The following is a 21041-nucleotide window of genomic DNA, read 5'->3' as shown; positions in this document are numbered from 1 at the left end:
CCCATGAAGCTTGCCGCTTCTGCTCAACCACGCCGTGCCGCGGCCGCCGCCTTTATCGGCACCATGATCGAGTGGTACGACTTTTACATTTACGCCACCGCCGCCGCGCTGGTGTTCGGCGCCTTGTTCTTCCCCTCCGACGACAAACTGTTCAGCACCATGGCCGCCTTTGGCACCTTCGCCGTGGGGTTCTTCGCCCGGCCCCTGGGCGGGATCATCTTCGGCCATATCGGCGATCGCATCGGACGCAAGAAGTCCCTGGTCATCACCTTGCTGATGATGGGCGTGGTCACCGTGTGCATCGGCCTGTTGCCGACCTATGCCCAGATCGGCGCGCTGGCGCCGGTGCTGCTGGTGCTGCTGCGCATCGTCCAGGGCATTGCCGTGGGTGGCGAATGGGGCGGTGCGGTGCTGATGGCCGGCGAACATGCGCCCAAGGGCCGGCGCAATTTCTTCGCCTCCTTTGCTCAGCTCGGCAGCCCGGCCGGTTTGATCCTGTCGCTGCTGGCCTTCAGTGCCGTCACCCGCCTGCCTGAAGAGGCCCTGATGAGCTGGGGCTGGCGCCTGCCGTTCCTGGCCAGCGCGCTGTTGCTGCTGGTGGGGCTGGTGATTCGTCTGGGGGTCAACGAGTCGCCGGAGTTTCTGGCCAGCCGCGAACAGGCGCGGACCTCGGTGCGCAAGGAGCAGGCGCCGGTGATGGAGGTGCTGCAGACCGCCTGGCGCCCGCTGTTGCTGTGCATCGGGGCCAATACCCTGGGGATCGCCGGGGTGTATTTCACCAACACCTTCATGATTGCCTACACCACCCAGCAGCTTGAGCTGCCGCGTTCGCTGATTCTCGAATGCCTGTTTGTGGTGGCGATCATTCAGTTCTGCATCCAGCCGTTGGCGGCCTGGACCGCCGAGAAGATCGGCGCCACGCGCTTCCTGTGCCTGGTGTCACTGCTGGCCATGGCCTCGCCGTACCCGATGTTTGTGCTGGTCAGCTCGGCCCAGGCGCCGCTGATCATCCTCGGTATCGCGCTGGCGGTGGTGTGCATGGCGTCCTTCTATGCGGTGATCGCCGGCTACGTCAGCGGCATGTTCGAGACCCGGGTGCGCTACACCGCGATTTCCCTGGCGTACCAGGTGTGCGGCGCGCTGGCCGGTGGTCTGACGCCGCTGATCGGCACCTGGCTGGCCCATGAATTCGCCGGGCAATGGTGGCCGATGGCGCTGTTCTACAGCCTGATCGCCGCGGTGTCGCTGATCTGTGTATTGGCCCTGGCTCGGCGGCATGCTGCAGCCCAGCGCCTGGAAATGGCCGCAAGCGCCTGACTTATTCTGGAGAAAAACCCATGTTGAAAATCAATGGCGAACGCCTCTGGGCGAGTTTGATGGCCATGGCTGAAATCGGCGCCACGGCCCGTGGTGGCAGTTGCCGCCTGGCGCTGAGCGCCGAGGACCAGGCCGGTCGCGAACTGTTTGCCCACTGGTGCACCGAGGCCGGGCTGACCCTGAGTGTCGACCCGATCGGTAACCTGTTTGCCCGCCGTCCCGGCACCGACCCCCAGGCGGCCCCGGTGATGATCGGCAGCCACCTCGATACCCAGCCCGAAGGCGGACGGTTCGACGGGGTCTATGGCGTGCTGGCCGGGCTGGAAGTGCTGCGGCGCCTGGACGATTTGCAGATCCGCACCCGCAAGCCGCTGGAGGTGGCGGTGTGGACCAACGAAGAGGGCGCGCGCTTCACCCCGGCCATGTTCGGCTCGGCGGTGTTCACCGGGGTCATGTCACTGGAGGCCGCACTGGCTGTGCGCGATGCCGCTGGCATCAGCGTCGCCGAGGCCTTGCAACGCACCGGATATGCCGGCCAGCGACCGCTGGGCGGGCCGGTGGATGCCTACTTCGAGGCACACATCGAGCAGGGGCCGATCCTCGAAGACAACGCCAAGAGCATCGGCGTGGTCAGCGGCGGCCAGGCGATTCGCTGGCTCGACGTACAGGTCGAAGGCATGGCCGCCCACGCCGGGACCACGCCGATGCCGCTGCGCAAGGATGCGTTGTATGGCGCCGCGCAGATGATCCTCGCGGTCGAAACCCTGGCGGCCGACTTCGCTCCCCAAGGCCTGACTACGGTGGGCGAGTTGAGCATTGCCAAGTCGTCGCGCAACACCATCCCGGGCGTAGTGCAGTTCACCGTGGACCTGCGTCATCACCAGGACCAGCAGATCGCCGCCATGGAACAGCAATTGCGCGAACGCCTGGAGGCCATTGCTCACCAGCGCGGCCTGCGGGTCAGCGTCAGCCCGCATTGGGTCAGCCCGGCCACGCCCTTCGACGCCCAATGCGTGGCCGCCGTGCAGCAGGCGGTGGATGGCCTGGGCTATCCTCAGCAGTCGATTGTCAGCGGCGCGGGTCACGACGCGATTCTGCTGGCGCGTTACTGCCCGACGGCCATGGTGTTTATCCCCTGTGTCGGCGGCCTGAGCCACAACGAAGCCGAAGACGTGCTGCCCCAGGATGTGCGCCAGGGCGCCGATGTATTGCTTAACGCCGTGCTGGCCCGTGCTGGCCAGGTTGAATAAGGAGAAGGTCATGCGCAGTTTTTTCCACCCCGAACAGTTGCTCCACCACCCACGCAGCTACTACTCGCGCGGCCAGATGCGCATACCCCAGGAGGTGCCGGAGCGCGCCCAGCGCCTGGTGCAGGCCGCACACTCCCTGGGTTTTGCCGTCGAGCAGCCACGGGATGCCGGGATGGCCCCATTGCTGGCGGTACACGGCGCGCCGTACCTGACGTTTCTGCAGGATGCGCACCAGGGCTGGAAGGACATCCCCGAAGACTGGGGCGATGAGGTGATGTCCAACATCTTCGTGCGTGAGCCCAATGCCTTGCGTGGGGTCCTGGCCCAGGCCGCATGCTACCTGGCCGACGGCAGTTGCCCGGTGGGTGAGTCGACTTGGCGTGCAGCCTACTGGTCGGCGCAAAGTGCCGTCGCCGGGGCCCAGGCATTGCTCGACGGTGAGCCAGCGGCCTACGCCTTGTGCCGCCCGCCGGGCCACCACGCGCGGGCCGAAGCCGCAGGCGGCTTCTGCTACCTGAACAACGCGGCAGTGGCGGCCCAGGTGCTGCGGGAGAAATATGCCCGGGTCGCGGTGCTCGACACCGACATGCACCACGGCCAGGGCATCCAGGAGATTTTCTACCAGCGGGACGACGTGCTGTATGTCTCGGTGCATGGCGACCCGACCAACTTTTACCCAGGCGTGACCGGGTTTGCCGACGAGCGCGGCGAGGGATCGGGGGCGGGCTATAACCTCAACCTGCCGATGCCCCACGGCGCCAGCGAAGGGGATTTCCTGGCCCAACTGGAAACGGCGCTGGACGCGGTGCAGCGTTTCGGTGCCGAGGTGCTGGTGCTGTCCCTGGGCTTTGATATCTATGAGTTGGACCCGCAAAGCAAAGTGGCCGTGACCCGGGACGGCTTCGCCACCCTGGGTGAGCGGATCCGCAGCCTGGGTCTGCCGTGCCTGATCGTCCAGGAAGGCGGGTATCACCTGGAAAGCCTGGAGGACAATGCCCGGGCTTTCTTTGTCGACGGCGAGGCCTGGAAGCTCTGACCCGGGACGATCCGCCTGCGGGTGATGGCGCCCGAGGCCCTGGTCCCGCCGACCCGTCGCAAGGCCAGGGCAGACGGCGCTTGCCATTGGCTTGACGTTAACGTAAAGATGGCCCGGCGCCGCAACCCATGGCGCAGGTTTTGCTTGAAGGGAATGGGTGTCCGCGGTGCCGGGCCAAACTTTTCTTTACTGCCATCTGAACCGGGTGTAGACATTTGCCTTGGCTTGCGTGCTTCTCGCAACCCAAGGGAATGGATCGGGGAGGTACCGGGCGGACCGATTCGGAGCGCTTGATGACTCTTATAAAAACAAGAAACGCTGAACTGCCACACGAAGCCCGGCTGGCCCGGGAGAAGCTGCACCTGGAGGGCGAAGTCCCCGACGGTGTATTGCGTGCAGAAATCGATGCCTCATGGCGGCGCAGCCTCAGCCATGGCGTGCACTTCAATGGTCAGCACGAGCTGGCCCTGGAATCCAGCGCCAGCCTCGAGCTGCTGCTGTCCAGCAACCGCTTGTTGCTCGATGCCGCGATGCCGGCCATCGACTACCTGGCCGAGCGTCAGGGCAAGGACGGGCTGATCATCCTCGCCAACTCCGACGCCACCATTCTCGCGGTCGAAGGGCGTGCCGATCGCCTCAAGGGCAGCGGCTTGCAGGACATCACCCTCGGCGCCTGCTGGAGCGAGGCGGCCCGTGGCACCAACGCCCTGGGCACGGCCCTGGTGGAAGCACGGCCGACTCTGATCGATTGCGGTGAACACTACCTGGACCGCCTGAGTGATTTTTCCTGCACCTCGGTGCCCATCCATTGCCCCCAGGGCGAGATCCTCGGCGTGCTCGACCTGACCCGCGAAGGGCCGCTGGGAAGGGCCCAGGACAGCACCACGCTGCTGGCCATGGCGGTCAGCCAGATTGAAAGCCGGGTGTTCAACGCCACCTATCCCGAACAGATCGTCCTGGCCTTCCACAGCCGGCGGCAGTACCTCGAATCCCCCTGGCAGGGCTTGCTGGCCCTGAGCCTGGGCGGGCAGATCCTGGCGGTCAGCACCCAGGCCTGCCAATTGCTCAATGCACCGCGTGCGGCCCTGGTGGGGCGGCGCTGCGAGGAGTTCCTCGGGGTCGATGGCCTGCAACTGCTCGCGCGCTTGCAGCAAGGCGGCGTCGGCAGCCTGCAAACCGCCAAGGGCGAACTGTTCTACAAAACCCTGCGCGCGCCCCAGCGTTCGCTCAACCTCAGCAGCGCGCCGCGGGCCGTGCCCAAGGCCGCTCCCGTGCAACCGCCGCTGGAGCATCTGGCCGGCAGTAACCAGCGTTATGCCCGAGCCTTGCGCATGGCGCGCCAGGGCTTGGCCAACGCCTTGCCGGTGTTGTTGCTGGGCGAGACCGGCACCGGCAAGGAAGTGATTGCCCGGGCCCTGCACCTGGCCGGCAGCCGCAGCGACAAACCCTTTATCGCGGTCAACTGCGCGGCGATCCCCGAAGGCCTGATCGAGTCGGAACTGTTCGGCTACCGCGAAGGCGCCTTCACCGGTTCGCGCCGTGGCGGGATGATCGGCCGCCTGCAACAGGCTCACGGCGGCACGCTGTTTCTCGATGAAATCGGCGACATGCCCCTGGCCTTGCAGGCGCGATTGCTGCGGGTGTTGCAGGACCGCAAGGTGGCGCCCCTGGGCGCAGGTGAAGAGCAGGACATCGACGTCGCGCTGATCTGCGCCACCCACCGCGACCTCAAGCGCCTGGTGGAGGACAAACACTTTCGCGAAGACCTGTTCTACCGGGTCAATGGCATCAGTGTGATGCTCCCGGCCCTGCGCGAGCGCGAGGATTTCGGCGCGCTGCTGGGCGTCCTGCTCGGCAAGCTCGGCAGCCCCGGCGTGGCCTTGGCCGATGATCTGCGGCAACTGCTCGAGGCGTACCACTGGCCGGGCAATATCCGCCAGCTGGAGATGGTCCTGCGCACGGCCCTGGCCATGCGCGAAGAGGGCGAGAGCGCCCTGACCCTGGAGCATCTGCCGGACAGCATGCTCGATGAACTCAACGCCAGCGAACGGCCTCAGGCCGGCAGCATCCGCGAGAACGAGCTGGAACTGATCCGCAGTTCCCTGGACAGCCACCAGGGCAATGTCTCGGCGGCGGCCGACGCCCTGGGCATCAGCCGCGCGACGCTGTACCGCAAGCTCAAACAGTTGCGCAGTTGATGCGGCGCCTGATCGGCCGGCTGGTAGACAGCCCCAATCCCGAGGCCTTGCAGGGCGCGTTGCAGTGGTTATATGCCTTTGTCCGGCCCCATCGCCTGGCCATCGCCGGCCTGCTCGGGCTCTCGGCCTGTGCCTCGTCGCTGGTGCTGGTGCAGCCCTGGTTGACCAAGCTGTTGATCGACGACGGCTTGCTGGCCCGTGATTTTTCCATGCTGGTGCTGATCGCCGTGCTGATGATCGGCGCCGGCCTGCTGGGCACGGCGCTGTCCGGGATCAATCGCTACCTGCACACGCGGCTGTCCGGGCGCATTCTGTTCGCCCTGCGCGACGACCTCTATCAGCACCTGCAACGGCTGTCGCCGGGTTTTTACGGGCAGCGCCGGATCGGTGACCTGATGTCGCGGCTGGACGGCGATGTGGCCGAGATCCAGCGCTTCGCCGTGGACTCGCTGTTCTCGGCGGTCTCCAGCGTGATCGGCCTGGTGGTGGCCCTGGCCATGCTCTTGACCCTGTCCTGGAAACTCTCGCTGCTGGCCCTGGTGCTGATCCCGCTGGACGTGCTGTGGCTGCGCTGGATGCGGCGCAAGGTCGAGCGCGACGTGCGCCAGTTGCGCGAGCGTTCGGCGGACATGTCCTCGTTTATGGTCGAAACCCTACCGGTGATGAAGTTTATCCAGAGCGCCGGCCAGCAGCAGCGCGAGGCACGGCGCCTGGACAGCCTCGGCAAGGGTTACATGCAGCAGTTGCTGAAGCTGCAAGTCACCGAGTTCTTCACCCAGGCGGTGCCCGGCACCCTGACCTCATTGTCCCGGGCCTGTGCCTTTCTGATTGGCGGCTACTGGGTGGTGCAGGGCACCTGGCAACTGGGGGCGCTGATTGCCTTTTCCACCTACCTGGGCATGGCGGTGGGACCGGTGCAGAGCCTGCTCGGCCTGTACGTGGCGATCCAGCGCATGACCGTGAGCCTGGGCCGGGTCATGGAACTGCGCGGCGAAGAACCCGGCATCAGCAACCCCGAGGCGCCGCTGCCGGTGCCGGAGCAGGGCGAGCTGCATTTCCAGAATGTGCACTTCAGCCACCCGGGGCGCGGCATGACCCTGCAGGGCATCGAAGCGCGGATTCCCTACGGCCGCAAGGTGGCACTCAGCGGCAGCTCGGGGGCGGGCAAAAGCACCCTGGTCGACCTGCTGCAGCGCCACCACGATCCGCAATCCGGGCAGGTGCTGCTGGGCGGTGTCGACCTGCGCCAGCTGGACCTGACGCAATTGCGCCGGCGGGTGGCGGTGGTCAGCCAGGATATCGTGCTGTTTCGCGGCAGCCTGGCGGACAACCTGGCCTACAGCGTGCCCGATGCTAGCCGGGAAGCCGTGGCCGCAGTGGCGCGGCTGGCGCAATTGCAGGGGCTGATCGAGTCCCTGCCCGAAGGCCTGGACAGCCCCCTGGGCGAGCGCGGCCAGCAACTCTCCGGCGGGCAGAAACAGCGCATCGCCATTGCCCGGGCCCTGCTTCAGGATCCGATGATTCTGGTGCTGGACGAAGCCACCTCGGCGGTGGACGAAGCCACTGAACGTGAGGTGATCGAGGCCATCGACCGGTTGTTCGCCGGTCGCACACGGATCCTGATCAGTCACCGGCCTTCGACCCTGGCCGATGCCGATCTGCGTTTTACCTTGCAGGACGGGGTACTGCGCACAGTGGAGGTGGCCCATGCAACCTGAGCTGCGCATCGGCGTGATCGACAGCGGCCATGCCGCTCATCAGCGAGTGGCGGGCGGACGGCGTTTCTTCCTGCAACCGGATGGGGTCGGCGGCGACCCATTGCAGGAGGATGCCCTGGGCCACGGCAGTGCGGTGGTCGAGGCCATCGGCCTGCGTGCACCCCGCGCGCGGCTGTATGTGGCCCAGGTCTTCGATCAGCGCGGGGTCACCAGCGCTGCGCAAGTGAGCGCCGCGCTGTACTGGCTGCTGGAGCAGGACGTACGGCTGATCAACCTGAGCCTGGGCCTGCGCCAGGATCGCGAGTTGCTGCGCCAGGCCTGCGCCGCCGCCGAGGCCCGCGGCGTGCTGCTGTGCGCGTCCAGCCCGGCCCAGGGCGAGGCGGTGTTTCCGGCCAATTACCCCGGGGTGTTGCGCGTCACCGGCGATGCGCGGTGCAGCGCGCAGCAGTGGTCATGGCTCAATAGCGCCCAGGCGGATTTCGCCGCCTGCGTGCGCGGCAGCAGCCCGGGGCAATCCGGTGCCAGCCTGGGGTGCGCGGCCCTGAGCGGGCATATCGCCGCTTACCTGGGCGCCCACCCGGACGCCGGCAAGGCCCAGGTCCTGCAGTGGCTGCAGGACAACGCCCACTATCGGGGCCCGGAACGCCGGCACGTGCCATGCACGCCATCCTGATCCTCGGCGCGGGGCCGGCCGGGGCCGCGGTGGCCCTGGGGCTGCGTCGCCTCGGCTACCCGGTGACCCTGATCAGCGACTGGCGGCGTTTTCCAGCCCTGGAGGGCGTTTCGGTGCGGGTCCTTGAAGCCTTGCGCGGTGCCGGCCTGGAACAGGCGCTGGCCCAGGCCCTGCAACCTTCCCAGCGACGGGTGGCGTGGAACGGCGAGGAGCATGCGCAGAACATCGAATACCTGCTGGACCGCCCGGCGTTCGACCGCGGCCTGCGGGAGGCCTTGCGCGAGGCCGGCGTGCAACTGATCGAGGGCCGGGTGCTGGGTGTGCAGTCCACTGAGGCCGGGCATCGGGTCCAGGTGCAAGGGCAGGCCGAGCAGATTGGCGAATTTTTGGTGGAGGCCCGTGGGCGGCAGGCGCCGGGGCTGGACAAAGGTCTGCGCCAAGGCGCCGGCAAGGGCATGCGCGGCCCGGAAACTGTCAGCCTGCTCAATCGTTGGCAAGGCCCCGCCGGCAGCGCCGCCAGCGCTGTGTACAGCCTGGAGGACGGCTGGGCCTGGATGGCCCGGCGCGCCGACGGCCAGTGCTACTGGCAACTGACCCTGGATGTGGCCAGCGCCGGGCTGCCGGGCAAGGCGCAGTTGCCGGAGTACTGTCGCCAGCGCCGCCAGGCGTCGGCCATGGCCCGGGAGTTCTTTGCCGATGGCGAGGAGCAGCAATTGCACCTGCATGCCCGCAGCAGCACGGCGATCCTCAACCCCCAGGTGTGTGGCGCCCGCTGGCTGCGGGTCGGCGACGCAGCGATGGCCGTGGACCCCTTGTCCGGCAATGGCATTTTCCAGTCCCTGTCCTCGGCCTTGCAGGCCCCGGCGGTGATCAACACCCTGTTGCAGCGCCCACAGAACGGGGCGCTGGCGCAGCGTTTCCATGGGCAGCGGGTGGAGCATCTGTTCCAGCGTTTCGCGCGCATCGGCCGGGACTTCTACGCCGACGAGCAACGCTGGCCCGAGCAGCCGTTCTGGCAGGCCCGCCGACAGTGGCCGGACCGCCAGCCGGCCCACAGTGCCGTGGACTTTGCGGCTTTACGCATCGAGCGCGCCCCGGTGTTGCGCGACGGCCTGGTGGATGAAGCCGAAGTGGTGGTCACCCCGGATCAGCCCCTGGGGATCTGGCATGTGCAGGGGGTGGAGCTGGCGCCGCTGTTGCGCCGCTTGCGCAGCCAGGGCGCGACCCAGGCCCTGGCGCAGTTGAGCCCGGAGCAGGACCGGGTGATACGTGGCTGGTTGCTGTCGCAGGGGTATCGGCCTTAAGCCTTGCGCCCACGTCCGCGAAACACCCAACCAATGGCAGGAGCGGTCTGGCTCGTGATCCGCACCGCCGCCATCCAAGCTGGTCATGGCTGAAAAAAACCGGGGGCTCAAGCAGCCCCCGGTGTGCACTGGCCAGCGGTCAGTTATGAGGGTTGAGGTACACCCGCTGGCCGCCTTTCCAGGTTTCGCAGACTTTGATGTCGCGAATCTGGGTGGCCGGGAACTTCTCGTCCAGCGGGTCCTGATCGAGGATCACGAAGTCGGCGAAGTTCTGATCCTGCAAGGACCCGGTCCAGGCCTCGGCATGGCACTGCCAGGCGGCGTCGTAGGTGATGGCTTTCAACGCCTGCTTGCGGGTCAGGCACTCGCCTTCATTGAGGATGGGTTGCAGGCGCGGATCGTCGATAAAGGTCGGGTCCACAACACTTTTGCGGATGCCTTCCATCTTGCGGGTGATCGCCTGCTCCATCGAGCGCAGGGGCCCCAGGGGGGTGACCGAGTAGTCGCTGTGCAGGGAGATCCGCAGTTTGTAGTCCAGGGCCGACTTGCAGAGGTCGAGCATCTCCTCGGCCTTTTTTTCGAAAATGGCTTTGTCGAAGGCGTAGCCCCAGTACCCGACATGGCCAATCAGAAAGCTCGGCGACAGGCCCAGTTGCTGCATGGTCTCCAGGGTGCTTTTGTTCAGCAGCGAGCAGTGTTCGATGCGATGGCGCTTGTCCAGGCCGCTCTTGCCCTGCAGGGCGAGGCCATAGGCTTTCAGGGTGAATTCGATGGCCCGATCGCCGTTGGCATGAATCATCAGCGGCCAGCCTTTTTTCACCGCCGCGTGGATGAATTCCCTGTATTTGACCGGGAGAGCTGTCGGGGTGTCTTCGCCCTTGTCGCAGAAGTTGAAGTTGCCCACCGAACGGTCCGTCTGGCAGCAGTAGTCCGCGATCTGGTAGCCGGTCAAGCCCTGGTTGGAGCCATCCGAGATCACCTTGATCGAGCCTTGATACATGTATTTGGCCTCTTCCCGCGTGGCCGGTCGGTAATCGGGCAGCAGTTTGAGGATTTCCAGCGAGTTGTTGCAGGAGGCGGCGTAGCCGATCCGCAGCTTTCTGGGGTGCGTCAGGAAGTAGGCGTTCAGTACCAGCTTTGACAGGGGATCCACCATCGCGTCGTAAAGCAGGGTGATCCCGCGGCTGGAAGCGGTGTCGAAGAAGGTGTCGAGGCGCTTGAAGATCTTCAGCATTTCCAGCTTCTGCTTGGCGGGAATCGACAGGATCCCGGCCACTATCTGGGTTTCCTGCAGCACACCGTTCTCGGCCATGACCCCGGTTCGTTCATGAACCAGATCCCTCGCCGCCGTGTTCATGTAGGCGGTGTGCATCGACGCGCTGATCAGCAGCATCGGACGCTTGGACTCGATGGTGTCCAGGTAGCCCTCTTCGGGCGTGTCGCCACATTGCAGGGTAATCAGTTGGTTCAGGCCGCCCTCAACCACCTTGAACGGCATCAGCGCCGGATCGACCAGGTGCCCGAGGATCCAGCTCGAACTGTCCTCGGGCAGGTTTTTCTGAATGGTTTTCGTCAGCCAGTCCCAGGTATAGAGCGGCCGCAGGCGCTGGCTTTTTTTCTCTGTGTGCGGGTCGGTATCGGCGTCGTCGGGCTCGATCGCGCCCAGGTTCAGCCAGCCATCCATGGCGCAGCTTTGCACGATGTGGGCGTGGGGCTCGACCAGGCCGGGCAGCAGGGTCTTGCCGTGCAGGGACTGCTTCTTGTAGTCGATGCCCAGGGCCTGCATGCGGGCTTCGACGTCGGCCAGGGTGCCGGAGGCGACCACGTCGCCGGCATGGATGCCCAGGGCGTCGACCCGATCGTCCATATTGCCGTCGCGCAAGGGGTAGATGATGCCGTCATGAAACACCAGGGACTCGCCGTTCGGGTCCTTGACCGGGCCATGTGCGGCGTTGGGGTGGCTGGCGATATAGCTGGCGGGGTCGAGGGTGTCTTTTAGCGCCTCCCAGACGGGGTTGTGGCAACCGCACTGGATGTAATCGTGATCATTTCCATTTGATCCCATGATGCTTTCCTCAGGTTTTCGGTGGTGATGAGGCGTTGTGGGTGGATGAGCCGGGACTCCTCAAGCGAGGTAGCGAGCCGGCTCGGGCTGAGCGTAGCAGCGCTTTGCGCCGTGCACAGGGCGGTCGTCGGCAGGCGCCGGACCACCTCCGGCGCCCCTGGCGGGGAGCATTTCCTCTAGCGCTGGCCGCCAGGATTTGCCTGATCAACCGAGGGTTCCCGGTAGTTGCCGATCAGAGCTTGATCAGCACCGATTTCAGCTCGGTGTAGTGCTCGATCGCCGCGTAGCCCATTTCCCGGCCGACCCCGGACATTTTGTAGCCGCCAAAGGGCAGTGCCGGGTCCAGGGCGCTGTGGCAATTGACCCAGACCGAGCCGGACTTGATCCGCGGGATCATCCGATGCACCGCCGCCAGGTCGTTGGACCAGATGCTCGCCCCCAGGCCGTAGGGGCTGTCGTTGGCCATGCGCAGGGCGTCGGCCTCGTCGTCGAAGGGGATCGCCACCAATACCGGGCCGAAGATTTCCTCCTGCACCAGGGCGTGTTTCTGGTCGACGTCGACAATCACTGTTGGCTTGACGAAATACCCCGGCCCGAACTGCTCACCGCCACAGGCGATGGTGGCGCCGCTTTCGCGGCCCATTTCGATGTAGCGGTAGACCCGCTCCTGTTGCCGCGCCGAGATCAGTGGGCCCATGTCGACGCTGGGGTCCAGGCCGTTGCCGAGCTTCATGGCGTTGGCGATGCCGGCGATATCGGCCACCACGTTGTCGAAATGCTTGCGCTGCACATACAGCCGCGAACCGGCGCAGCAGACCTGGCCCTGGTTGAAGAAAATCGCGCTGGCAGCGCCGGCGGCGGCACTGCCCAGGTCTGCGTCGGCCATGACGATGGTCGGCGATTTGCCGCCCAGTTCCAGGGTGACCCGGGTCATGGAGTCCATGGCGATCTTGCCGATTTCCTTGCCCACGGCGGTGGAGCCGGTGAAGGTCAGCTTGTCCACCAAAGGGTTGTGGGTCAGGGCCGAGCCGGCGGTGATGCCGGTGCCGGTGACCACGTTGAACACGCCTTCGGGGTAGCCGGCTTCGAGCACCAGTTCGGCCAGTTTCAGGGCGCTGAGCGGGGTTTCATCCGCCGGCTTGAGGACCACGGTGCAGCCGGTGGCCAAGGCCGGGCCGAGCTTCCAGCAGGCCAGTAGCAGCGGGAAGTTCCAGGCCACGATGGCACCGACCACGCCCACCGCTTCGCGACGGATAAAACTGTGGAACTGGTCGTCCGGCATCAACGGCAGCGACACCTCGACACTGGAACCCTCGATCTTGGTCGCCCAGCCGGCCATGTAGCGCAGAAAATCGATGGACAACTGCACGTCCATGACCTGGGCCACCGCCGCGCTTTTGCCGTTGTTCAGGCATTCCAGCTGCGCCAGCAACTCGGCATCGCGCTGCATCAGGTCGGCGAGTTTCCACAGCAGGTTCTGCCGCTCGCGAGGGCGGGTACGGGTCCAGGCCGAATCGTCGAAAGCGTGCCGGGCGGCGAGGACTGCGCGGTCCACATCGTCAACCGTGGCGCGTGGCACCAGGCACAGTTGCTCGCCGGTGGCCGGGTTGCGCAGGGGCATGGTCTGGCCATCGGCGGCCTCGACCCATTCGCCGCCGATCAACATGCGCGGCGCGCGCTGGATAAAAGCCGTGGTGGCCGGGAGCAGAGAAGAAACAGACATGGCAAGACCTCTTGTTGGGCATGAGGCGAGGTCTTTCGCAATGGCTGTGCCAGTTGTGCCATCGGCGTCCAGGCCGCCGTTTTGCAGGGCCTGGCGCCCGCCGAGGGGCAAGCCGGCGGGGCCTTGTGTTCGCAAACTGCGACAGCCTGTGAGACGGGGGAGACGATAGAGCTCAGGTAGCCGCTGCCGCCAGGCTGCGCTGTCCGGGATGGGCGGCGTGGGGTGTCAGGTGTATTTGGGGGGGGAGTGAGGGCCAGCGCAGCCTTCGGCAGCGGCTACGGTATGGGGACGCCGTGGCGGTTATAGGTGTAGCCAGGCCAGGCCTCCCAGTAGCACGCTGGCGCTGGCGGCGGTGTAGGCGAGTTTTTTCAGCCATTCCTTGCGGGTCAGCAGGGTGATGGCGGCCAGGGAGATGGCGATCTGAATCGCGGTCATGGCCTGGGCCCAGCGATGGTGCTGATGCAGGGCGGCTTCGGATTTGTCGTCCCACTCGCGGGCTTGCGCTTCCAGGGCTTCGGCTTGCTGGCGCAGCCCTTCCTTCTGCTCCTGGTAGCGATGGGCCTCGCTGGCGTAATGCGCGGCATCGAGCCCGGGGATGTGCACTGCCAGTTCCGCCAGGTTCTGGCGGCTGGATTTGGCCTGGTAGTAGTTCCACTGGTTGGCGGCTTCGGTCTTCTTCATGGCCGCATTGTTCTTGTCCATCGCCGCTTCACTTTCGGTGGACCCCGCCTGGTAGCTGAGCAGTGCGCCCAGGGTGGCCATGATGGCGGTCATCACCGCGATCTTGCTGGCAAAGGTATCGCTCAGGGCATGGGCGTGTTCGGCCACGTGTTCCAGGTGTTTCTCGTGGGGGCTGGGCACTTCGAAGTCTTCGGTCATGGCCGTGATCTGCGGGAGGGGAGAAAGTATCAAATTGTAACTGCGGCCCTGGACCTGCGTTGGCGTAGCCGGCTTCTGTTCAGCTTCCCGACAGCCCGCACGGGATTGGGTTGAACCGCCGCCTCGGCGCCAGGGTCTAGGCAAAGATGGCCCCATAAACCTGGAGGATTGCCCTTGAACATATTCGAAGCCCTGCGCGAAAGTCACGACCGGCAGCGCAGCTATGCCGAGGCTCTGGTGCGCACTTCAGGCGACACCCCCGAGCGCACCGCAGCCTATGCCCAGCTCAAGGCCGAGTTGCAGGCCCACGAGACGGCCGAAGAGCGGTTTTTCTACGTGCCGCTGATGGAGCACGACAATGGCGTCGACCTCAGCCGCCATGCGATCTCCGAGCACCACGCGATGGATGAGTTGATGGAAGAGTTGGACGAGACCGAGATGTCGAGCCCGGCCTGGCTGGCCACGGCGAAAAAACTCTCGGAGAAGGTGCATCACCATCTGCATGAAGAAGAGCAGAAGTTCTTCCAGATGGCCGGCAAGATCCTCGACGACAAGCAGAAGGACCAATTGGCCAATGGCTACGTCAAGGAGTACGAGCAGCAGTTGACCGCCAATTGACCCCGGTAGTCGGCCCCAGACGCCGCCTGGCAGCGGGCCTGGGGCTGACGGCTAGCGGTTGAAACGCTCCACCAGTGAGTACTGGGTAGTTGCGGTCTGGGTCAGTTCCTGGCTGACCTGTGCCGAGTGATGGGCCTGTTCCGACGACTGGTCGGCCAGCTCGGCAATGGTGCTGATGTTGCGGCTGATCTCCTCGGCGACGGCGCTTTGCTCTTCGGTGGCGGCGGCGATCTGGGTGGTCATTTCAGTGATGTTAGCCACCGCTTCGCTGATCCCCACCAGGGCCTTGTCGGCCTCCAGCACCCAGGCCACGCCTTCTTCGGCCTGACGCTGACCGTGCTCCATGGTTTGCACCGCGTTATTGGACGAGCTCTGCAACTTGCTGATCAGGTCGTGGATTTGCGTGGTGGATTCGGCCGTGCGCTGCGCCAGTTGACGGACTTCATCGGCGACCACGGCAAACCCGCGCCCCATGTCCCCAGCCCGGGCCGCCTCGATCGCAGCGTTCAGGGCCAGCAGGTTGGTCTGGTCGGCAATGCCTTTGATCACATCGACCACGCTGCCGATCTGGTTGCTGTCGCGGGCCAGTTGGGCCACGGTTTCCCCGGTTTCCCCGACCACGTTGGACAGTTTCTGGATCGCCTCGCGGGTATCGCGGGCCACTTCGCGGCCACGGCGGGTCAGCACATTGGCTTCCTGGGTGGCGTCGGCAGTGCGTTGCACGTGGCTGGCGACTTCCTGGGTGGTGGCGGCCATCTGGTTGACCGCGGTCGACACCTGTTCGGTTTCGGCGCGCTGGCGGTCCAGGCCGCGGGAGCTGTCGACCGCCAGGCTGCCTGCGCGGCGCGCCTGTTCGGTGAGCTGTTCGGCGGTGTCCTGCAAGCGCGTGAGGCAGGTTTTCAGGCGGGCATCCTGGCTGACAAAGGCCGTCTCCAGCCGTCCCTGGTCACCCTGTTGATCGCTGTACATCTGCGCCAGCAGCCCATCACACGTGGAGGCGTCGGCCAAGTGCAGCAAGCGCTGGGCCGCAGCCTGCTGGCGCTGCCAGGCGAACAGCCCGAGGGGCAGCGACACCACGGCGCTCAGGGCAAAGGCCAGGGGCGGGGCAAGCAGGGTGGCGCTCAGGCTGCCGATCAGGGCCATGGCCAGCAACGGCAGCCAGCACAGCAGCGCCGGTTGCCAGCGCTGGCGGCTCGGGATTGCTGCGCGGCCCTGGTTCAGGCGCTGGTACAGCGCTTGCGCGCGGCGGATCTGGTCGGCGGTGGGCTTGACCCGTACCGACTCGTAACCGACCACCTGGCTGCCTTCGAAAATCGGCGTGACGTAGGCGTTGACCCAATAGTGGTCGCCGTTTTTCGAACGATTCTTGACGATCCCCATCCACGGATTGCCCAGCTTGAGGGCCGCCCACATATGGGCAAAGACCGCGGGCGGCACGTCCGGATGGCGCACGATATTTTGCGGTGCGCCAATCAGGTCGGCCCGATCGAAACCGCTGATGTCGACGAACGCGTCGTTGCAGTAAGTAATGACTCCGCGAGCATCGGTGGTCGAGATGAGTTTTTGCTGTGCGGCGAGCGCCACCTCACGTTGGGTGACGGGTTGATTGTTTCTCATTGCTGTTGCTCCCTGGATCCTGTGCAAACACCATCGGCAGACGCGTGCGATTACTGAGTTTTGTCTTCAAAAAAACCTTAAATAACAATTGGTTGCCTAAGGCTTTCTGGCGCTTCGAATCCGCTGAGCTGGGTTTTCCGTTGTCTGGAACAAGCTGAAAAACGGTCCACCTGCAAAAACAGGCCCGCGTGTTGGCGGGCCTGGCTGGGTTTTTTGCAAGTGACGACTATCAATCTAGGCGAGTACCAGAAAAAGCGCCGGGACTTTGGGACATGTCCGATGGAATGCCCCGGGCCATAGACCTATATTGCTGCAGCTCGCCCAGCCTAAGGGGGGTGTTTCGACACCAAGCAACACGGTCGAAATAAATGGGCGAGCTTCTTTTCTCTCTCTGCCGGTTCCTGGCAGATCACCTGCTCAAGACGTTTCAGGCGCTGCCCATCGGGCGGTGTTTTTGCGCTGGGCGTGTTTCACCTAGGGCCTGGCGCCGAGCATGCGTTCGATCTGCTGCCACAGGAGTGGGTCGTTGAAATCCTCGATCACCAGATGGGCGCCGGCGGCGAGCAGGGTGTCGCGGCTTTGGCTGGTGGCCAGGCCCACGGTGAAAATCCCTGCCTTGACTGCGGCGGTCAGGCCGGGAATCGAGTCCTCGAAGGCCAGGCTGCTGTCGGCCCGTGCGTTCAGGCGCTCAAGGCCGGTGAGGTAGGGCAGGGGATCGGGCTTGGCCCGGGGCAACTCTTCGGCCACCAGCACGGTCTCGAAACGCTCGCGCAGGCCCAGTACCTGCAACATGTGCTCGGCGTTGGCGCGCGGCGCGTTGGTCACCACGCACATGGCGATGCCTTGCTCGCGGGCGAAGTCCAGCAGGCGCACCAGGCCTGGCATCGGGGTCAGTTGGGGCGACAGTTGGCGAAAGCGCACTTCCTTGCGGTCGGCGAAGGCTTCATGTTCAGCCACCGACCGGTGTGGAAACAGGTAGCGGCACATATTGGCATTGGCCTGGCCACTGACGTGGGCTTCGAACTCGTCGGCGGTAAACACCCGGTCGTCCTCCTCCAGCAGCAATTGTTGCAAGGCCAGAAGGTGCAATTGGTCGGTATCGGTCAGGGTGCCGTCGAGGTCGAAAAGCAGAGCATTGAGCATGTCGGGGTTCCTGTCTGGCCACGTCCGGGCCGGTGGGCTGAAGCGGTTAAGCGCGCATCCTAGCAGGCTTGCCCGATCAGCGGAGCAGGCGCTTCGGGTTGCGCCTCGTCCCGTGCGTCGCGCTCGACGCAATCGGCCTTTACAGGCGCGGCGCCTGCGCCATGCTGCTGTATCAGACTGAGAACCGTGTCGCGAAATTGAACGGCAGCCCGGGCCCGGAACCGCCCCGTATCGTCACCAGGCGCCGACAAGCCTTTGATTCAGTGAACAATAATAAGCTGGCACGCTCCGTGTATTGCTCACCGCAGACGTTTCTCTTGCCTCCATGACCGGCCTTGCCGGGCGTGGCAGAAACCATAAAAACGACGCACTAAAAATAAGAAAGCTCCGTGGGAGGTTTGACGTTGATGAAGAGAAAAATCCGAGCAGGCATGACCAGCGGCCTGCTGGCGATGGCTGTATGCAGTGCCTTGCATTCCCCGCCCACACTGGCCGCGCGCGATGCCCCCAGCATCCTCCGGGAAACCTGCCAGGGCTGCCACACGCCCGAGGCCGACAATGGCCTGAGCCGCATCAGCCACCAGCGCAAGACCCCCGAAGGTTGGCTGATGAGCATTGCCCGCATGCAGACCATGCATGGCTTGCAGATCAGCGATGACGACCGGCGCACCCTGGTCAAATACCTGGCCGACACCCAGGGCCTGGCGCCCAGCGAAACCGATGGCGTGCGCTACGCCCTGGAGCGGCGCCTGAACACCGTTGAGCAGTTCGACGAACAGACCAGCCAGATGTGCGGCCGCTGCCACTCCGGCGCGCGGGTCGCGCTGCAACGGCGGCCGGCCGAGGAATGGGAGCGGCTGGTCAACTTCCACCTCGGACAATGGCCGTCCCTGGAATACCAGGCGCTGTCCCGCGACCGGGACTGGTTCGATCTGGCCCGCAAGGACATGGTGCCGCTGCTGGCCAAGCGTTACCCCCTGGACAACCCGGCCTGGAAGCAATGGCTGAGCCGTGCACCCAAGGCCGAAGCCCTGGTGGGTGACTGGAGCTTCAGCGGTCACCTGCCGGGCAAGGGTGAACTGGCCGGGGTCATGAGCGTCGCCGCCGACGGCAGCGATCAGTTCAAGGTCAGCGTCAAGGGCCGGTACGCCGACGGCAGCCCGTTCAATGGCGAGGGCAGTGCGATCCTCTACAGCGGCTACGAATGGCGCGGCAACGTCAGCATCGACGGCGTCACTATGCGCCAGGTATTCGCCGCCCAGGGCAACGTCCTGCAAGGGCGGATGTTCGAGGCCGAGCACGACGAACGCGGCCTGGACTTTATCGCCGCCAAGCAGGGCTCCAGCCGTTTGCTGGCGGTGCAACCGGGCTACCTCAAGGCCGGCAGCGAAACCGAAGTGACCCTGATCGGCAGTGGCCTGCAAGGCCAGCCGGACTTTGGCAAAGGCGTGCAAGTGCTCGAAGTCGTCAGCCACAGCCCGGAGCAGATCAAGGTCCGGATCAAGGCCGCGGCCAATGCCCAGCCGGGCCTGCGCGCGGTCAGCGTGGGCGCGCTCAAGGGCGTGAACCTGGCGCTGTACAGCGCCATCGCCGAAGTCAAGGTGGTGCCGGCGTTCTCGGTGGCACGCATTGGCGAAGGCGGCGGGTCGACGCCCAAGGTCCAGGGGCGGTTCGACGCCGAAGCCTGGGGCAAGGGCGCCGATGGCAAGCCGTATCGCATCGGCGTATTCCCGGCGCAGTGGAAGGTCGAGGCCTTCGACGAGCGCGCCAAGGAAGACGAAGACGTCAAGTTCGCCGGGCAGATGCAGGCTGACAGTGGCGTGTTCACCCCGGGCGACGCCGGGCCGAACCCGGCGCGCAAGATGTCCACCAACAACGCCGGCAACCTCAAGGTGATCGCCGCCGTCGACGACTCAGGCCAGTCCCTGACCGGCGAAGGCCACCTGATCGTCACCGTGCAACGTTGGAACAATCCACCCATTCCATGAGTTGTTCGATGCCTTGGGCTGTAACGACTTTTCTGGAATGACCGCCGCCCCTGAACCCCGGGGTGAGCACAGGAGATTGCGATGGGCGCTATTTTGAATCTGGTCGAGCGCAACCTGCACGAAGTGCAGGTGGACGCCGACCGCATGCTGTTCCATATCCCCAGCAGTTCGCTGTTTGCCAGCGATGCACTGACTGGCAGCATCATCGATGCCTTGCGTGGCCCGGGTTGCTCTTCGGACGATCTGGTCCAGCGCCTGGCCAGCCACTATGGCGGCGCTGAAGTGGTCGAGACCCTGCGCGAGCTGATGGCCCTGGAACTGGTCAGCGACGGCTCGCCACTGACCCCGGACATCGGCACCAAGCGGGTCGAGCGCACGGCGATCAACACCGTGGTGCTCAACGTCAACACCGGCTGCAACCTGAGTTGCACCTACTGCTACAAGGAAGACCTGGACAAGCCCTCGGCCGGCAAGAAGATGGAGATCGACACCGCCGTGGCCTCGGTGGAGATGCTGCTCAAGGAATCGCCGGACGAAGAGCGCTTCACCGTGGTGTTTTTCGGCGGCGAGCCGCTGAGCAACCGCAAGCTGATCGAGTACATGGTCGACTACTGCGAGAAGCGTTTTCGCGAGGCCGGCAAGTTCGTCGAGTTCGTCATGACCACCAACGCCACCTTGCTCACCGAAGACACCGTGGACTACCTCAATGCCCACCGCTTCGGGCTCTCGGTGAGCATCGACGGGCCCAAGACCGTGCACGACCGCAACCGCATCACCGTGGGCGGGCAGGGCACCTATGACGTGGTGCGGCGCAAGGCCGAAATGCTGCTGTCGCGCTACAACAGCCGGCCGGTGGGCGCGCGGGTAACCCTGACCACCGGGGTCACCGACGTCGAGACCATCTGGGATCACCTGTTCAACGAACTGGGTTTTGCCGAAGTCGGTTTCGCCCCGGTGACCTCGGGCGATATCAGCAGCTTCAACCTGTCGAGCGAGGAGTTGATCGAAGTCTTCGCCAACATGAAGAAGCTGGGGCGGCGTTACCTGGAGGCGGCCCTGGAGCACCGCAATATCGGTTTCTCCAACCTGCACCAGCTGATCACCGACATCCACGAGGGCCACAAAAAGGCCCTGCCGTGCGGCGCCGGGCTGAAGATGCTGGCGGTGGACCACAAGGGCGAGCTCAACCTGTGCCACCGCTTTACCGGGTCGTCCCTGCCGACCTTCGGCAACGTCCACAGCGGGGTCAAGCAGGTGGAGTTGAATGACTTCCTGTCCCAGCGCCTGGACCGCACCAACACCGGCTGCGAGGACTGCCAGATCCGCAACCTGTGCTCCGGCGGCTGCTACCACGAGAGCTATGCGCGCTACGGTGACCCGACGCACCCGACCTATCACTACTGCGAACTGATGCGTGACTGGGTGGATTTCGGCATCGAGGTCTACACCCGGATCATGGCTCACAACCCTGCGTTCATCAGCAGTTACATCACTCCGCGCAAGGCCCACTGA

14 protein-coding genes and 2 pseudogenes are annotated in these 21041 nt (G+C 65.1%); 10 read left to right on the top strand and 6 right to left on the bottom strand.

Annotation, left to right across the window (positions count from 1 at the left end; all coding sequences use genetic code 11):
* Positions 1–3: 3 nt before the first annotated feature.
* From AC19YX_RS28735 to qhpG, 7 genes are all read left to right on the top strand, one after another.
* Positions 4–1317: an MFS transporter gene (locus AC19YX_RS28735; protein ID WP_020297299.1), complete on the top strand. Its 1314-nt coding sequence runs from the start codon at positions 4–6 to the stop codon at positions 1315–1317.
* 20 nt (positions 1318–1337) lie between these two features.
* The gene (locus AC19YX_RS28730; protein WP_500607618.1) at positions 1338–2567 is read left to right on the top strand and encodes a Zn-dependent hydrolase; all 1230 of its coding nucleotides are present in this window, start codon (positions 1338–1340) and stop codon (positions 2565–2567) included.
* A gap of 10 nt (positions 2568–2577) precedes the next feature.
* Positions 2578–3603, top strand: a complete 1026-nt coding sequence (locus tag AC19YX_RS28725) for a histone deacetylase family protein (RefSeq protein WP_500607617.1) — start codon at positions 2578–2580, stop codon at positions 3601–3603.
* A 293-nt stretch (positions 3604–3896) separates the two neighbouring features.
* Positions 3897–5801: a sigma-54-dependent Fis family transcriptional regulator gene (locus tag AC19YX_RS28720; protein WP_201131841.1), complete on the top strand. Its 1905-nt coding sequence runs from the start codon at positions 3897–3899 to the stop codon at positions 5799–5801.
* Complete coding sequence (locus AC19YX_RS28715) at positions 5801–7519, top strand: ABC transporter ATP-binding protein (RefSeq protein WP_201131840.1); 1719 nt, start codon at positions 5801–5803, stop codon at positions 7517–7519. Before AC19YX_RS28720 ends, AC19YX_RS28715 begins: the two co-directional genes overlap by 1 nt.
* The gene (qhpE, locus tag AC19YX_RS28710; RefSeq protein WP_421549594.1) at positions 7509–8192 is read left to right on the top strand and encodes a subtilisin-like serine protease QhpE; all 684 of its coding nucleotides are present in this window, start codon (positions 7509–7511) and stop codon (positions 8190–8192) included. The genes AC19YX_RS28715 and qhpE overlap by 11 nt, the downstream gene beginning before the upstream one ends.
* Positions 8177–9496, top strand: a complete 1320-nt coding sequence (gene qhpG / locus AC19YX_RS28705; protein WP_500607616.1) for a flavin-dependent monooxygenase QhpG — start codon at positions 8177–8179, stop codon at positions 9494–9496. The genes qhpE and qhpG overlap by 16 nt, the downstream gene beginning before the upstream one ends.
* A 139-nt stretch (positions 9497–9635) precedes the next feature.
* Here qhpG and AC19YX_RS28700 read toward each other — a convergent pair whose 3' ends face one another.
* From AC19YX_RS28700 to AC19YX_RS28690, 3 genes are all read right to left on the bottom strand, one after another.
* Positions 9636–11561 (bottom strand): amidohydrolase, encoded by a 1926-nt coding sequence (locus AC19YX_RS28700; RefSeq protein WP_500607615.1) that lies wholly within the window; start codon positions 11559–11561, stop codon positions 9636–9638.
* Positions 11562–11793: 232 nt separating this feature from the next.
* Positions 11794–13284 carry an aldehyde dehydrogenase family protein gene (locus tag AC19YX_RS28695; protein WP_500607614.1) on the bottom strand — a complete coding sequence of 497 codons (1491 nt, stop codon included), beginning with the start codon at positions 13282–13284 and terminating at the stop codon, positions 11794–11796.
* Positions 13285–13584: 300 nt separating this feature from the next.
* Entirely contained in the window at positions 13585–14163 is a 579-nt protein-coding gene (locus AC19YX_RS28690; RefSeq protein WP_201131836.1) for a DUF4337 domain-containing protein, read from the bottom strand.
* Between the two features lie 174 nt (positions 14164–14337).
* Between AC19YX_RS28690 and AC19YX_RS28685 the strand changes: the two genes are divergently transcribed.
* Complete coding sequence (locus AC19YX_RS28685; RefSeq protein WP_078473871.1) at positions 14338–14781, top strand: hemerythrin domain-containing protein; 444 nt, start codon at positions 14338–14340, stop codon at positions 14779–14781.
* Positions 14782–14832: 51 nt separating this feature from the next.
* Here the strand turns inward: AC19YX_RS28685 and AC19YX_RS28680 are convergent.
* The 3 genes and pseudogenes from AC19YX_RS28680 to AC19YX_RS28670 all read right to left on the bottom strand — a co-directional run.
* Positions 14833–15777: pseudogene (locus AC19YX_RS28680) on the bottom strand (methyl-accepting chemotaxis protein); the annotation flags it as partial.
* Between the two features lie 348 nt (positions 15778–16125).
* Positions 16126–16398: pseudogene (locus AC19YX_RS28675) on the bottom strand (PAS domain-containing protein); the annotation flags it as partial.
* A gap of 474 nt (positions 16399–16872) precedes the next feature.
* Positions 16873–17541 (bottom strand): HAD family hydrolase, encoded by a 669-nt coding sequence (locus AC19YX_RS28670; RefSeq protein ID WP_500607613.1) that lies wholly within the window; start codon positions 17539–17541, stop codon positions 16873–16875.
* Between the two features lie 407 nt (positions 17542–17948).
* On the opposite strand from AC19YX_RS28670, the gene peaA reads away from it, so the two are divergent.
* On the top strand, positions 17949–19529 hold the full coding sequence (peaA, locus tag AC19YX_RS28665; protein ID WP_421549589.1) for a quinohemoprotein amine dehydrogenase subunit alpha: 1581 nt from the start codon (positions 17949–17951) through the stop codon (positions 19527–19529).
* Between the two features lie 81 nt (positions 19530–19610).
* Complete coding sequence (gene peaB, locus AC19YX_RS28660) at positions 19611–21041, top strand: quinohemoprotein amine dehydrogenase maturation protein (protein ID WP_078473867.1); 1431 nt, start codon at positions 19611–19613, stop codon at positions 21039–21041.

This window comes from Pseudomonas sp. MF09150, from assembly GCF_059862355.1.
This window is presented reverse-complemented; position numbering and strand designations above follow the sequence as displayed.

Excerpts from the sequence above, each read along its gene's own strand:
- AC19YX_RS28715 (WP_201131840.1), top strand. The coding sequence starts at position 5,801 with ATGCGGCGCCTGATCGGCCGGCTGGTAGACAGCCCCAATCCCGAGGCC.
- AC19YX_RS28695 (WP_500607614.1), bottom strand. The coding sequence starts at position 13,284 with ATGTCTGTTTCTTCTCTGCTCCCGGCCACCACGGCTTTTATCCAGCGC.
- AC19YX_RS28730 (WP_500607618.1), top strand. The coding sequence starts at position 1,338 with ATGTTGAAAATCAATGGCGAACGCCTCTGGGCGAGTTTGATGGCCATG.
- qhpE (WP_421549594.1), top strand. The coding sequence starts at position 7,509 with ATGCAACCTGAGCTGCGCATCGGCGTGATCGACAGCGGCCATGCCGCT.
- AC19YX_RS28670 (WP_500607613.1), bottom strand. The coding sequence starts at position 17,541 with ATGCTCAATGCTCTGCTTTTCGACCTCGACGGCACCCTGACCGATACC.
- AC19YX_RS28725 (WP_500607617.1), top strand. The coding sequence starts at position 2,578 with ATGCGCAGTTTTTTCCACCCCGAACAGTTGCTCCACCACCCACGCAGC.
- AC19YX_RS28690 (WP_201131836.1), bottom strand. The coding sequence starts at position 14,163 with ATGACCGAAGACTTCGAAGTGCCCAGCCCCCACGAGAAACACCTGGAA.
- peaA (WP_421549589.1), top strand. The coding sequence starts at position 17,949 with ATGAAGAGAAAAATCCGAGCAGGCATGACCAGCGGCCTGCTGGCGATG.
- peaB (WP_078473867.1), top strand. The coding sequence starts at position 19,611 with ATGGGCGCTATTTTGAATCTGGTCGAGCGCAACCTGCACGAAGTGCAG.
- AC19YX_RS28735 (WP_020297299.1), top strand. The coding sequence starts at position 4 with ATGAAGCTTGCCGCTTCTGCTCAACCACGCCGTGCCGCGGCCGCCGCC.
- AC19YX_RS28700 (WP_500607615.1), bottom strand. The coding sequence starts at position 11,561 with ATGGGATCAAATGGAAATGATCACGATTACATCCAGTGCGGTTGCCAC.
- AC19YX_RS28720 (WP_201131841.1), top strand. The coding sequence starts at position 3,897 with ATGACTCTTATAAAAACAAGAAACGCTGAACTGCCACACGAAGCCCGG.
- qhpG (WP_500607616.1), top strand. The coding sequence starts at position 8,177 with ATGCACGCCATCCTGATCCTCGGCGCGGGGCCGGCCGGGGCCGCGGTG.